Origin of the sequence: Bacillus sp. FSL K6-1012 (genome assembly GCF_037964915.1) — a bacterium.
In the GTDB taxonomy this organism is placed as follows: domain Bacteria; phylum Bacillota; class Bacilli; order Bacillales; family Bacillaceae; genus Bacillus; species Bacillus halotolerans.
On record NZ_CP150175.1, the window covers coordinates 3,507,124 to 3,520,904 of the forward strand.

The following is a 13,781-nucleotide window of genomic DNA, read 5'->3' on the forward strand; positions in this document are numbered from 1 at the left end:
CACCAACATTCATTTCTTATTCTTTTGCTTTGCATACGTTAAAACAGTTTCAGCAATATACTTCACCTGCTCTGTGCCAAGAGGCGGTTTGAACGGCAGTGAAAGAACTCTTTTCCAAAGAGAATTTTCATCCTCAAGTTGTGAATAAGGCTGATATAGCGGAATCAGGTGAAGAGGAAGGTAGTTCCAGCATGTTTGAATGCCTTTTTCCGCTAAAAAAACGGAGCAATCGTACCTTTCGCCTTCATGAGGAAATACGATTGTCAAATAGTTCAGGCTCTCTCCCGCCTGAGGCTGAATCATCTTGATCCCGTATAACTCTTCGGCCTCCGCAAAAATGTATCTTGCCGTCTCCAAATTTCTTGATGAGTCTTTCACCAACTGCTCCATCTTGGACAGCTGGTATTCGATAATGGCTTGTCTCACCGGATGCATTCGCAATAAAGGGACAGTAGCAGGTTTTTTCGGAAGGACTTCAAGTTTGCTCGTTTTTAAAGAAGTACGAACACCTGCTTTTCTGAATAAGAAAGATAGAGCCTTAGAACTCATCAAGGCCTGCATTCGCTGCTGTCTCTTATAAGCATCATAATCAGCATCTACTTGCTTTCGCTGTTCCATCGGCAGCCTGCTGATTTTGTCCAGCACATCTTTCCGAGCGATTAATGCTCCGCCCCCTATACTGCCGAGAGGCTTTGACATTCCAAAGCTCAAGATACCGAAATCCCCCAAACCGCCTGCAAATGTTCCGGCTTGTTTTGTAAACATAGCCTGAGCAGCATCGTCGATGACACGAATACGCTTCGCTTTCGCCCACTCAATAAGATTCATGTTTTCCTTCCGACCGTAGACGTGCGTCAAAATGACAGCGCATGTCCTCTCGGTCACTTTGTTTTTCACATCTTCAAAAGACAGGGATAAATCATCATCCAGATTAGCGAAAACTGGAGAAGCCCCGGATTGAAGCACAGCATCAATTACATTCGGACAGCTGAAAGAAGAAAAAATAACTTCTTTTCCTGGCTCCGCTCCGGAAAGTTTCAGTGCAAGCACCAACGCCGCACTTCCGCTCGAAGTCAATTCGATACCCTTTCCATAGCGTTTTTCCAGTTTTTCTGCCAACCTGGTTTTTTTAGCTGAGATGAAATGAGTGAATGCCGGGAAAAGACTTCTGCCTGAAAGCTGCCTCGCATAAATGGGAAACTTGATCTGTTTGGGATTCTCAGGATAATGGAAGTTTTTGTTTTTGTCTTTCAACTTTAATCATCCTCAGGCCTTCATCAAGGTGAACTTTAGGAGCATATCCAAGCATTCGCTTTGCCTTCTCGATGGAAGGAGCACGTTTGAAAATTTCAATATCCTTACCTCGGACACCATCCTCACCCAGCTTTTTAAAGGTGTAATTCTCTTTCTTCCTGCCTGTCATTACGTTGATTTTCTCTGCCAGCCCTTTTATGCTGATGGGCATATTGTTTCCTATGTTGAAATCTTCAAAAACACTGCCTTTATGCAGAAGTGCCAGATATGTTCCGTTAACGATATCACTAATGTAGCTGAAGCATCTGATTTGGCCGCCGTCTCCATAAAGAGGAAGCTCTGCACCAGATTCAGCCAAACTGAAGAACTTGTTAATGACAAAGTCCTCCCGCTGCTTCGGGCCGTATACATTAAAGTACCGGACAACTCTGACATTCAACGAGTTTGATGCCTGCTCCCTCAAATATTCCTCTGACTTCAATTTTGCTTTTCCATAAGCAGATTTAGGGAGCTTCTTACTCGATTCCGTATACGGATAATCGGGTGAGTCCCCGAATACCTCTGAGCTGGAGGAAAAAAGAAGGGTTTTGATGCCTAGCTCCTTGCATACCTCCGTTACGTTTTTCGTTCCCTCAAAATTTACCTTGATGACGTCCTCTTCATTGCTGCGGCAGCTGTCTACTCCGACCATTGCCGCTAAATGAACAATAGCATCTGCTCCTTTTAATGATTCCTTAAGCGATTGCCGATCTAAAATATTCGTTTGTCGGAACTCCGCCTGAAAATCCGGCTTTTTTTGATCAGCGATGATCGCATGATAGCCTTTATTCTGTAATAACCCGGCTAATTCACTTCCTATAAAGCCTGCTCCACCTAAGATAGCAATGTGTTTCATTGTCCGACCTCCTGGCTTAAAGATAAAACATCTTTAATTGATTGAACGATATATTGACAATCTTCCTTCGATAGCTGGCTATAAAGAGGCAGTGATACAATTTCAGGAAAGATGCGTTCAGTTACCGGCAGCTTTGCGGGAAAATGCTCACTATAGTAGGGATGCATATGCACAGGGATAAAGTGGACACTCAAGCCAATATTTTTCGCTTTCATATTTTCAATAAACTGGTCTCGCTCCATTTCCCCGCGTTTTTTCACCCGCAGAATAAACAAATGCCAAGAGTGGGTGATATGGCTGGGGATGTCTGTCAAAGGAAGTTCTGCTCTTTCTAATTGATTTGTAAGCTCAGACGCATAATACTTTGCGATTCTTGTCCGTTTTTCTTGGATCTCAGCAGCACGTTTCAATTGAATGAGCCCGAGCGCAGCCTGGATATCTGTCATGTTGTACTTAAAGCCGGGAAGTAAAACATCATATCGCCAGCTGCCCTTTTCACCGTATCGATTCCAAGCATTTTTTGTAATGCCATGCCACCCATACAGTCTCGCTCTCTCGGCTGCCTCTTCATCCTTAAGAATAAGAGCTCCTCCTTCTCCCGTCGTAATATTTTTGGTTGCATAAAAGCTGAAGCATACTGCATCTCCGTGTGTGCCGATCATCTTCCCGTTATATCTTGTCCCAAGCGCGTGAGCGGCATCTTCAATCAAGTACAGTCCATTTTCCTTGCATATGCTGCTAAGCTCATCCAAATTTGCCGGATGACCTGCAAAATGGACCGCAATGACTGCTTTTGTGCGCGGTGAAAGTTTTTGCCTAACATCTTCCGGATCTATACATAAATCATCCTCGCAGATGTCCGCAAAAACCGGGGTTGCTCCGACATGCAAAATGACGTTTACACTTGAACAAAACGTGAAGCTTGGAACAATAACTTCATCGCCTTCTCCTACACCGAGTGCAAGCAATGCCATGTGTAAGGCAGCTGTTCCTGAATTACAGCTGATTACGTGTTCCGCGCCTAGATATTCGCCCAGCTTTTTTTCAAATTCAATCACTTTCGGACCTTTTGAAATCCATCCTGACTTGATTGTTTCGGCTACAGTTTCCAGTTCTTCGTTTGTGATATCAGGTCTGTGAAAAGAGATAAATCGTTTACTAATGGTAGTTCCCTCCTATAGTGTGACAAGCTTTGCATTGTCAGCCATTTTTTCTCTGCAAATATTTCTGGTATCGAAAATAATAGGGGCTGTATCCCGCAATATGCTGTAATTTATATCATCATGATCAGTATGAATAATGACGACATCATATTGGTTGATCTGCTCCTTAGTGAAAGGGACGGAGCGCTTGATGCTGCCGTCTTCCAGGCGAATTTCACTGATAAAAGGATCATAGTAATCTATCGTGCATCCCTTTTTCATCAGATCATCGATAATTGCAAATGCAGAAGACTCACGAGAATCATTGGTATTTTTTTTATAAGCAGCACCTATTAATAAAATGCTGCACGGTTCTTTATCAACCAGCTTCATGGCATAGTCGGACACTGAAAACGGCATTTCAGAATTAATTTCATCAGCTAAATCAATCAGCTTTGTCTGCAATCCCTTTTGATTGGCTATCCATTTAAAATAAAAAGGATCAATCGGTATACAATGGCCGCCTACGCCAGGGCCGGGGCTGAATTTTTGAAACCCGAACGGCTTTGTGTCTGCTGCATTGATCACTTCCCATATATCAATATCGAGTTCTCGGCAATTAAGTGCCATTTCATTGATGAGAGCTATATTTACATAACGGTAGGTATTCTCTAGGAGTTTAGCTGTTTCTGCTACTTCAGGTGAGGTTACTGGATGAATGCTTGCAACGATAGTGTTGTAAAACGCTGAGGCAAGTTTTGTACAATTCCGGGTCATTCCGCCGACCACTTTAGGGATATCGGCAACTTCATATTGGCTGTTCCCAGGATCAATTCGTTCAGGAGAATAAGCTATAAAAAAATCTGAGCCTATGTTTACCTGCCGCCCTGTTGCCATTCTATCGGCGATTTTTTGTTTGGTTGTACCCGGATAGGTTGTACTTTCTAAAATTAAGAGCTGATTTGTTCTTCCGTAAGCCAACATACTGTCAACTGCACTGTCTATGTAGCTTAGATCGGGAATTTTATCTTTTTTGTTCAAAGGTGTCGGAACACATATCACAATAATGTCGCAGTGTTCAATGAGAGACATATTCTCACTCACTTGAAAACGCTCTGTTTGTAATACCGCTTTTAATTGGTTATCGTCTATATCCCGAATATGGCTGTGCCCGTCTTTCAGCAAAGAAACTTTTTCGCTGTTCCTATCGAAGCCGATGACGCTGTATCCTTTATTGACACATTCCAATGCAAGAGGAAACCCCACATATCCCATCCCTAATACACCTACAACAGCCTGTTTTGTTTCAATCAATTCTAAAAGCCGCTTATGACCTAGGTTTCGAGCTTCTTGTGTGACAGGATTCATTTTTGGACCCCCTATAAGATAGAAAAGGATATATTTTTACAAAATTAAACAATTATCGATCGATACTGCAATTATAACAAAAGTAAAAAAACGGTAAATGAGTTTTGTATCCTTTTATTTTGTAGGACATTATGTTGTAATTTACTAGTAATTGGTATTTTACGTACCTATGATAAGGTATTTATTAGGAGAATGGTGAGAGAATCTCCCTTAATTGAAAGAATTTAGTGAAAAATTAAAAAACAGGCCGAAGCCTGTTTTTTATTCTATATTCGCCTCTTTTACAGCAGATAGCAAGAGCTGCCCCGCTTCCTTCAATCTATCTTTGCTGATATGTGTTATATTATCATTTTCAGTGTGATACCATGAACCAGGCTCTTGTGTATCCGGGCTGAGCCAAATCCAATTAGCTGAAGGTATGCCCGCTTCATAAAAAGACACATGATCCGAGTATCCCAGTTGTGTGAGGCGGGGTGCTTCAAGCTGTGCTTTCCGGGCAGCGTTTACTGCATAATTGACACTTGCATTTTTTTTGCCATCCGGAGTGGTTATATACATTTGGCTGGCTTCTTTCCAGTCAGTCGCAATCATATCAGCGTTAAAGTTTGCCCGGCTGTGTTTGATTTCATCTGATGTAAGCGTACTGACATAATATGAGGAACCCGCTGACCACAGCTCTTCAGCTCCGAATAAGATAAAACGGATTTCTTTGTTTTTAGGAAGATCCTTGCTTTGCTTACTCATCTCCAGCACAGCAGATGTGCCTGATGCATTATCATCAGCCCCAGGTGCACCTTTAACTGTGTCATAATGGGCAGTTACATAAAGAATATCCGGGTGTTTTGTGTGCTGCGCTTTGCGTGTCGCTATTATATTCTGTGAAGTGCGGTTTTGATAGTTCTTAAATTGAATGACAGCCTGCTTTTCTTTCAGCAAAGCTTCTCCGTCTTCTTTTTTCATTCCCGCTGTCGGTATTGTGGTGTGTTTTGGTTTTACCGGACGGATCGCGAGAGGTTTTGTCTTGCGGTTATAAATAATGACAGCTTTCGCACCAGCATCTTGGGCGTTTTTTATTTTTTGAGATACTGATATTTTCCCCTCTCTAATAACGGCTATTTTTCCTTTTGCTTCTTTTACTTCAAGGTTTAACCCATAGCCTCCGTCAAAGACGGCAGCCTCTATTTTTTCTTCATCTTCCACAAAGTTCTTATCTGCTGAGCGTATTGGATATTCATGATCGCCTGCCATTACTGAACCAGTAAAATATGTTTTCACATGAAATGGCTGAACCCGAACAGTTAACCCCTCATCTTGAAGCCGTTTCGATATGTATGATGCCGCTTCTTTTTCTTTCTCTGTCCCTGTTTCTCTCGGACCTATGACTTCACTGAGCTCATGAATGGTTTCATACGCATGCTCTTCATCAAACAACGGGGCCATTTCAGACACAGAAAGAGGCTGCTTCTCATTCAGCTGTTCAGCCGAAGCTCCCCATATGACGCTTCCGGCCAGTGCTGCGGACATTAATATCAGTTTCATTTTTACATTCCTCCTCTTATTCACTCCTTTCTTTTCGGTTCTGCTGTGTTGATTCCTTTAAAAAGCAATAAAATGAATACTAATTACCAAATCAAGGTAATCAGATAGAAGGAGAATAAGAATGACAGCTAGGAAAGTTTGCATAAAAAAGCCGCCGAGACATATCTCGGCGGTCATTTTATTACTTGTTCAAGTTGTAGAAAGAGTTAATACCGTGGTATTGAGCAGTTTCAGCCAACTGATCTTCGATGCGAAGAAGCTGGTTGTATTTCGCAACACGGTCCGTACGTGACGGAGCACCTGTTTTGATTTGTCCTGCGTTTGTTGCCACAGCGATGTCTGCGATTGTGCTGTCTTCAGTTTCACCAGAACGGTGAGAGATAACAGCAGTGTAGCCTGCGCGTTTCGCCATTTCGATCGCATCGAATGTTTCAGTCAATGTACCGATTTGGTTTACTTTGATCAGGATAGAGTTGCCTACGCCGTTTTTGATACCTTCAGCAAGTTTTTTCGTGTTTGTAACGAAGAGGTCATCACCAACAAGCTGAACTTTTTTGCCAAGACGCTCAGTAAGAAGCTTGTGGCCTTCCCAGTCGTTTTCGTCAAGTCCGTCTTCGATAGAGATGATTGGGTATTTAGAAACCATTTCTTCGTACCAGTCAACCATTTCAGCAGATGTTTTCACAACGCCTTCGCCAGACAGATGGTATTTGCCGTCTTCTTTGTTGTAGAACTCAGAAGATGCAGCATCCATTGCAAGTTTTACTTCTTCGCCAGGTTTGAAGCCGGCTTTTTCGATTGCTTCAACGATTGTTTGAAGCGCTTCTTCGTTAGAACCAAGGTTTGGAGCGAATCCGCCTTCATCACCTACAGCTGTGTTCATTCCTTTAGCAGAAAGAACTGATTTCAGGCTGTGGAAGATTTGAGCGCCCATGCGAAGTGCTTCACGGAAGTTAGGAGCACCTACTGGCATGATCATGAATTCTTGAATATCTACGTTGTTGTCAGCATGCTCTCCGCCGTTGACGATGTTCATCATCGGTACAGGAAGCGTTTTTGAGTTAAATCCTCCAAGGTATTGGTAAAGAGGAATCTGTAAGAAATCAGCAGCAGCACGTGCACAAGCCATAGATACGCCAAGGATTGCGTTCGCACCAAGTTTGCCTTTGTTTTCAGTACCGTCAAGCTCGATTAAAAGCTGGTCGATTGCATTTTGTTCAGTTACATCAAAGCCAAGAAGCTCTGGAGAAATGATTTCGTTTACGTTGTTAACAGCTGTTAACACGCCTTTTCCAAGGTAACGGTCTTTGTCGCCGTCACGAAGCTCAACTGCTTCGTATTCACCTGTAGAAGCTCCGCTTGGCACTAATGCGCGGCCGAATGCTCCTGTTTCTGTATATACTTCAACTTCAACTGTTGGGTTGCCGCGGGAGTCTAATACTTCGCGTGCATAAACATCAACAATGTATGGCATGAGTTTGTCTCTCCTTTGATTTTCAGCTTATTTTTGAATTAAAGATGTTCCAGTCATTTCTTTCGGTTTTTCAACACCGAGAAGGTCTAATAACGTTGGTGCAAGGTCGCCTAGGATTCCGCCTTCACGCAGCGTGATGCCTTCTTTCGTAACAATTACAGGGACTGGATTTGTCGTATGTGCAGTGTGCGGTTCGCCTGATTCTGTGATCAGAATATCAGCATTACCGTGATCAGCGGTAATGATAGCGTGTCCGCCTTTAGCGAGAATCGCGTCAACGACTTCGCCTAAGCATTCGTCCACTGCTTCAATCGCTTTAATTGTAGGTTCAACCATTCCGGAGTGGCCGACCATGTCTGGGTTTGCGAAGTTAAGGATAATCGCGTCATGCTTGTCAGCTTCGATTTCTTTGACAAGCGCGTCCTTCACTTCATACGCACTCATTTCAGGCTTCAAGTCGTATGTTGCGACTTTCGGCGAGTTGATAAGAATACGCTCCTCACCCGGGAATTCAGCTTCACGGCCGCCGCTCATAAAGAACGTGACGTGCGGATACTTTTCAGTTTCTGCAATTCGAAGCTGTTTTAATCCTTGCTGAGATAATACTTCTCCGACTGTATTATCAAGATTTATCGGTTTAAACGCCACATAGCCGTCAACTGTTTCACTGAAGTGAGTCAGGCAGACGAAATGCAGGTTTTTCGGATAATTCTCGCCGCGGTCGAAATCGCGGAAGTCTTTGTTCGTGAACGTGTTGGAAATCTGGATGGCGCGGTCCGGTCTGAAATTATAGAAAATCACAGAATCGCCGTCTTCGATTTTCGCAACAGGCTCACCGTTGTCTTTTGTGATGACAGATGGAATAACGAATTCATCGTGGATTCCATTCGCATATGAATCATCAACAACATCCAGTGCGCTGCGGTATGTCGGGCCTTCGCCGTATGCCATTGCACGGTACGCTTTTTCTACACGGTCCCAGCGTTTGTCGCGGTCCATTGAATAGTAGCGTCCGGAAATGCTGGCGATTTCTCCGACACCGATTTCCTCGATTTGTTCGTTCAGCTGGTTGATGTACGTTTTCGCTGTTTGCGGACCTACATCACGGCCGTCAAGGAAGCCATGGATATATACCTTTGTCAGTCCTTCTTTTTTCGCAAGCTTTAACAGCGCGAATAAATGATTGATATGGCTGTGCACGCCGCCGTCTGATAATAGACCAAACAGATGCAGGGCTTTGTCGTTTTCTTTCGCGTTGCTGATCGCGTCAAGGAATGTTTGATTGCGTTCGAACTCTCCCTCGCGAATGGCAACATTTACGCGTGTTAAGCTTTGGTACACAATACGGCCCGCACCGATATTTAAGTGGCCTACTTCGGAGTTCCCCATCTGTCCGTCAGGAAGACCTACAGCCTCGCCTGAAGCAGTCAGTGTCTGATGAGGATACTGATTCCAATAGCGGTCAAAATTCGGTTTTTTCGCCAAAGCGACTGCGTTCCCTACTGTTTCGTTTCGTAATCCGAACCCATCAAGAATGATGAGTGCAGCTGGTTTTTTACTCATATTGACCTTCCTCCAATAATTGAACGAATGACTGTGGCTCAAGGCTCGCGCCGCCGACCAAAGCACCGTCAATATCGGACTCTGCCATATATTCTTTAATGTTTGCAGGCTTTACGCTTCCGCCATATTGAATGCGAAGCTTGTCTGCCGCTTCTTGGCCGAAGCTTTCAGCGACGGTTTTACGGATATGCGCACACACGTCGTTCGCATCTTTAGATGTAGAAGATTTGCCTGTTCCGATTGCCCAGATTGGCTCATAAGCAATAACAGAAGCTGCAACTTGTTCTTCAGAAAGACCAGCAAGGCCTTTTTTCACTTGGTCAGCCACAAGATCATTTGTTTTGCCGGCTTCACGCTCTTCAAGCGTTTCTCCAACACAGATGATCGGCACAATGCCGTGTTTGAAAGCAGCATGTGCTTTTTTGTTAACTGTTTCATCAGTTTCAGCGAACATTTCACGGCGCTCAGAGTGGCCGATGACGCAGTAGTCAACGCCAAGGTCTTTCAGAGCAACCGGGCTGATTTCGCCTGTGAACGCGCCGCTTTCTTCGAAGTGCATGTTTTGGGCGCCGACTTTAAGGTCAGTGCCTTTAACAGCAGAAGTCAGCTTTTCTAGGAAAAGCGCTGGCGCGCAAACAACAGCTTCCGCTTTGTCTGCTGCTGGAATGGAAGATTTCACTTCTTCAACGAAGCTGACAGCCTCGCCGAGTGTTTTGTTCATTTTCCAGTTACCGGCTATAATTGGTTTTCTCATCTGTTCCACTTCCTTATAGCAGTTTTAAAATTATTTATCGTTCAGTGCAGCTACCCCTGGAAGCTCTTTGCCTTCCATGAACTCAAGGGATGCGCCGCCTCCTGTTGAGATGTGGCTCATTTTGTCAGCTAGGCCGAATTTTTCAACCGCTGCTGCAGAGTCTCCTCCGCCGATGACAGAGTATGTATCTTTTGCCTCTGCCAATGCTTCCGCAACCGCTTTTGTTCCTTGAGCGAACAAGTCGATTTCGAATACGCCCATCGGTCCGTTCCACACGACAAGTTTGCTGTTTTTGATTACATCAGCATACGTTTCGCGTGTTTTTGTACCAATGTCAATCGCTTCTAAATCACTAGGGATTTCAGAGATCGGCACAATTTTTACGTTTGCATCGTTAGAGAAATCATCTGCAACGAGTACATCTTCAGGCATGTAGAAGTTAACGCCTTTTTCTTTCGCGCGATCCATAAATGTTTTCGCAAGCTCGATTTTATCTTCTTCAAGCAGAGATTTACCAACCTCATAACCAAGCGCTTTAACGAATGTGTAAGCAAGACCGCCGCCGATGATCAGGTTGTCTACTTTATCAAGAAGACTTTCGATGACGCCGATTTTATCTTTTACTTTCGCTCCGCCGATAATGGCAGTGAACGGACGATCGGGGTTGGAAATTGCTTTTCCGAGTACGTCAAGCTCTTTTTCCATTAAGAAACCTGCAACCGCTGGCAGATGCTCGGCAATTCCAGCTGTAGATGCATGAGCACGGTGGGCAGCACCGAATGCGTCATTCACATATACATCTGCAAGCTCAGCAAATGCTTTTGCAAGCTCAGGATCATTTTTCTCTTCACCAGGGTAGAAACGTACGTTTTCCAATACAAGAACGTCTCCGTCCTTCATGTCGGAAATTTGTGATTTTACAGCATCACCGTATGCTTCATCCGCTTTTTTCACTTCTTTGCCAAGCAGTTCGCCGAGGCGTGCAGCAACAGGAGTTAAACGAAGCTCCTCAACAACTTCGCCTTTCGGGCGGCCTAAGTGGCTCGCAAGAAGGACTTTCGCGCCTTGGTCTGCAAGGTGTTTGATTGTCGGAAGTGCAGCACGGATACGTGTATCGTCTGTTACTTCCCCGTCTTTCATTGGAACGTTAAAGTCAACGCGGCAGAATACAACTTTGCCTTTTACGTCGATGTCTTTGAGAGTTTTCTTATTCATGCTTTAGGAGATCCTCCTTCAAAATGGTTTGCATGCAGCACGAAAAACGTGAAACCGTCTGATCAAGCGATTACTCCGCGAGGGCAGATCGCATACTTTTCGGCACAGGGCAGATCGTCTGAAGCCAGGGCAGTGGCCGCAGGCGAAGGCGCCGGAAAGCTGCAAAACGCAGATGCTTCTCTTTCACAGAACGTTTTCTGAAAGCCGGTCTTCATGGAAAAAGGGAAAGGGAGTCCGTCCCCTTCCCTTGTCCGCTTTCATTATAGCGCTTCTATTCAAAAGAACCAAGTAAGGTCCTTTTTTCAGCTATGAATTAAAGACCTTTTTTAGCGATGTAAGCTGCAAGGTCAACAACGCGGTTAGAGTAGCCGCTTTCGTTATCGTACCAAGAGATTACTTTTACCATGCTGCCTTCCATAACCATTGTAGAAAGAGCATCGATTGTAGAAGAATTTTTGTTTCCGTTGTAGTCGCCAGAAACTAATGGCTCTTCGCTGTAGCCAAGGATTCCTTTAAGATCTCCTTCAGCTGCTTCTTTAAGAGCTGCATTTACATCTTCAGCTGTTACTTCTTGGTTCAGTTCAGCTACCAAGTCAACTAAAGAAACGTTTGGAGTTGGAACACGCATTGCTCCGCCGTTCAGTTTGCCTTTTAGTTCAGGAAGAACTAGAGAAACTGCTTTAGCAGCACCAGTTGAAGTTGGGATGATGTTTTCAGCTGCTGCACGCGCACGACGGTAGTCTTTGTGCGGAAGATCAAGAATTTGCTGATCGTTTGTGTAAGAGTGAACTGTTGTCATCATACCGCGTTTGATGCCGAATTTGTCGTTAAGTACTTTTGCAAACGGCGCAAGGCAGTTTGTTGTGCAAGATGCGTTAGAGATAACGTCGTGGTTAGCCGCATCGTATTTATCTTCGTTAACACCCATAACGATTGTGATATCTTCTTCGTTAGCAGGAGCAGAGATGATTACTTTTTTCGCGCCAGCTTCTAAGTGCTTCGCAGCGTCTGCGCGTTTTGTGAAGAAACCAGTAGATTCAACTACGATTTCAACGCCTTGTTTACCCCAGCTAAGTTTAGCAGGATCGCGTTCTGCAGAAACTTCAATTGTTTTACCGTTAACAACAAGGTTGTTACCGTCAACTGAAACCTCAGCGTCTAATTTTCCGTGTACAGAATCATATTGTAAAAGGTGAGCGAGCATGTTAGCATCTGTTAAATCGTTAACCGCTACTACCTCAACTTCAGGATTGTTTAATGCTGCGCGGAATACGTTACGTCCAATACGACCAAAACCGTTAATACCGACTTTTACTGCCATGATTGTTTCCTCCTTTAAATAAGTGAGAGATATTTATATTGAGGGATTATTCATCCCTTAATAACTTCTTTGCGGCTCCTTCGTCAGTGACGAGAACCGTGTTGCGCGGCTTTTTAAAGTAAGCCTCGATCGCCTCGGCTTTTGATGATCCGCCCGCTACCGCTATGATATCGGGAATGGCGTCTATGTCATCCAGCTGCATTCCGACAGAATGCACTTTGTGGACCACTTCGCCGTCCGCGTTAAAATAGTAGCCGAACGCTTCTGTCACCGCGTTGTTATCATCTATTTTCTTTAAGTCTTCTAAAGGTGTGTTTCTCCGCTCAGCCATAGTTTTAGCTTCGCCGATTCCGTGAACCAGCATACTCGCTGATTTAATCGTGTTCAGCACCTCTTTGACAGAAGGTTCTTCAATAATAGATGAATAGGCGCCTTGTGACAGCTGACCCGGAACAAACAAAAGCCGGTAAGTGCCTGAAGCCTTTTCCGCCATATGCGCGCATATGGTGTTCGCCTGGTTTTTTACGTCTTCGCCTAACCCGCCTCTTGCAGGCACAAACAAAAGCTCGCGGTTTTTAGAATCCGGCGTCATCATCTCGGCGACAGCTTCAATTGTCGTACCGCCGGTCACAGCGACGATATTTTTGCCTGAAAATCTTTTTTTCATACATGCGACAGCCGCTCTTCCCATTTCTTTTTTGACCCATGGGGATTGATCGCTGTCTCCGGATACAATAATGACATCCTTTAGATTTAAACGTTCTTTTAATGTCTTTTCCAAAAGCGTCAAACCTAAAACATCTTTCATCGTATCTTCTAAAACGGAAAGCAGTTCATAACCCTCTTCTGTCAGCGTCATGCCGTTTGTTTTAATATCGACCAGATTCTGTTCCTTTAAAAACTGAACCTCGCTTCTCAGCACACGCTCGCTGATTCCGAGACTGGCAGAGAGGCTTCTGCGGCCGATGGGTTCTGTCAGCCTGATATACTGCAAGATTTCGAACCTCTTTTGCATAACGAGCAGAAGATCAGGCAATAATTTTTTTTGAGCTTGTATTAACTGGTTCATGACTCAAACGTTCCTTCCTTTTTTTGCTGGACATCAAACGTCCCGCTATGACAAAAAACGTCCCATCATAGCCAAAAAAAATTATTTCTGCTTTCTTTAATTATTTTAACAGGGTGGAAATGTTTATTCAACTGTTAAGAGCCAATTCATCGACAATATTCGCGCAGTTTTCATGCAGCTGCGTTTC

Annotated in this window: 12 protein-coding genes; 1 reads left to right on the plus strand and 11 read right to left on the minus strand. The window is 44.1% G+C overall.

The features are described from left to right. Positions 1-9: 9 nt before the first annotated feature. The 9 genes from NSS75_RS18245 to NSS75_RS18285 form a co-directional block, all read right to left on the minus strand. Positions 10-1,254, minus strand: coding sequence for an aminotransferase class V-fold PLP-dependent enzyme (locus NSS75_RS18245; protein ID WP_339234284.1), 1,245 nt, complete (start codon positions 1,252-1,254; stop codon positions 10-12). Then, positions 1,220-2,149, minus strand: a complete 930-nt coding sequence (locus NSS75_RS18250) for an NAD(P)-dependent oxidoreductase (protein WP_095713000.1) — start codon at positions 2,147-2,149, stop codon at positions 1,220-1,222. Before NSS75_RS18250 ends, NSS75_RS18245 begins: the two co-directional genes overlap by 35 nt. Next, the gene (locus tag NSS75_RS18255) at positions 2,146-3,312 is read right to left on the minus strand and encodes a DegT/DnrJ/EryC1/StrS family aminotransferase (RefSeq protein WP_283913073.1); all 1,167 of its coding nucleotides are present in this window, start codon (positions 3,310-3,312) and stop codon (positions 2,146-2,148) included. The genes NSS75_RS18250 and NSS75_RS18255 overlap by 4 nt, the downstream gene beginning before the upstream one ends. A gap of 12 nt (positions 3,313-3,324) precedes the next feature. Then, positions 3,325-4,659, minus strand: a complete 1,335-nt coding sequence (locus NSS75_RS18260; RefSeq protein ID WP_095712999.1) for a nucleotide sugar dehydrogenase — start codon at positions 4,657-4,659, stop codon at positions 3,325-3,327. 261 nt (positions 4,660-4,920) lie between these two features. Then, on the minus strand, positions 4,921-6,198 hold the full coding sequence (locus NSS75_RS18265) for a M20/M25/M40 family metallo-hydrolase (protein WP_216393875.1): 1,278 nt from the start codon (positions 6,196-6,198) through the stop codon (positions 4,921-4,923). 181 nt (positions 6,199-6,379) lie between these two features. Further along, complete coding sequence (gene eno / locus NSS75_RS18270; RefSeq protein WP_007409956.1) at positions 6,380-7,672, minus strand: phosphopyruvate hydratase; 1,293 nt, start codon at positions 7,670-7,672, stop codon at positions 6,380-6,382. Between the two features lie 27 nt (positions 7,673-7,699). Further along, on the minus strand, positions 7,700-9,235 hold the full coding sequence (gene gpmI, locus NSS75_RS18275) for a 2,3-bisphosphoglycerate-independent phosphoglycerate mutase (protein ID WP_339234291.1): 1,536 nt from the start codon (positions 9,233-9,235) through the stop codon (positions 7,700-7,702). Then, complete coding sequence (gene tpiA, locus NSS75_RS18280) at positions 9,228-9,989, minus strand: triose-phosphate isomerase (RefSeq protein WP_010331914.1); 762 nt, start codon at positions 9,987-9,989, stop codon at positions 9,228-9,230. Before tpiA ends, gpmI begins: the two co-directional genes overlap by 8 nt. 30 nt (positions 9,990-10,019) lie before the next feature. Beyond that, entirely contained in the window at positions 10,020-11,204 is a 1,185-nt protein-coding gene (locus tag NSS75_RS18285; RefSeq protein WP_095712992.1) for a phosphoglycerate kinase, read from the minus strand. Between the two features lie 48 nt (positions 11,205-11,252). On the opposite strand from NSS75_RS18285, the gene NSS75_RS18290 reads away from it, so the two are divergent. Continuing rightward, the gene (locus tag NSS75_RS18290; protein ID WP_024122894.1) at positions 11,253-11,405 is read left to right on the plus strand and encodes a hypothetical protein; all 153 of its coding nucleotides are present in this window, start codon (positions 11,253-11,255) and stop codon (positions 11,403-11,405) included. Between the two features lie 112 nt (positions 11,406-11,517). Here NSS75_RS18290 and gap read toward each other — a convergent pair whose 3' ends face one another. Both gap and cggR read right to left on the minus strand, forming a co-directional pair. Further along, the gene (gene gap / locus NSS75_RS18295; RefSeq protein WP_010331916.1) at positions 11,518-12,525 is read right to left on the minus strand and encodes a type I glyceraldehyde-3-phosphate dehydrogenase; all 1,008 of its coding nucleotides are present in this window, start codon (positions 12,523-12,525) and stop codon (positions 11,518-11,520) included. 46 nt (positions 12,526-12,571) lie between these two features. Next, a complete protein-coding gene (gene cggR / locus NSS75_RS18300) occupies positions 12,572-13,594 on the minus strand; it encodes a gapA transcriptional regulator CggR (protein ID WP_185848608.1) in 1,023 nt (340 codons plus the stop codon). Positions 13,595-13,781 lie beyond the last annotated feature (187 nt).

What these genes read in the sequence shown, in the direction of transcription:
- NSS75_RS18285 (WP_095712992.1), bottom strand. Translation starts at nt 11,204, where the DNA reads ATGAATAAGAAAACTCTCAAAGACATCGACGTAAAAGGCAAAGTTGTA.
- NSS75_RS18260 (WP_095712999.1), bottom strand. Translation starts at nt 4,659, where the DNA reads ATGAATCCTGTCACACAAGAAGCTCGAAACCTAGGTCATAAGCGGCTT.
- tpiA (WP_010331914.1), bottom strand. Translation starts at nt 9,989, where the DNA reads ATGAGAAAACCAATTATAGCCGGTAACTGGAAAATGAACAAAACACTC.
- eno (WP_007409956.1), bottom strand. Translation starts at nt 7,672, where the DNA reads ATGCCATACATTGTTGATGTTTATGCACGCGAAGTATTAGACTCCCGC.
- gpmI (WP_339234291.1), bottom strand. Translation starts at nt 9,235, where the DNA reads ATGAGTAAAAAACCAGCTGCACTCATCATTCTTGATGGGTTCGGATTA.
- NSS75_RS18265 (WP_216393875.1), bottom strand. Translation starts at nt 6,198, where the DNA reads ATGAAACTGATATTAATGTCCGCAGCACTGGCCGGAAGCGTCATATGG.
- gap (WP_010331916.1), bottom strand. Translation starts at nt 12,525, where the DNA reads ATGGCAGTAAAAGTCGGTATTAACGGTTTTGGTCGTATTGGACGTAAC.
- NSS75_RS18250 (WP_095713000.1), bottom strand. Translation starts at nt 2,149, where the DNA reads ATGAAACACATTGCTATCTTAGGTGGAGCAGGCTTTATAGGAAGTGAA.
- cggR (WP_185848608.1), bottom strand. Translation starts at nt 13,594, where the DNA reads ATGAACCAGTTAATACAAGCTCAAAAAAAATTATTGCCTGATCTTCTG.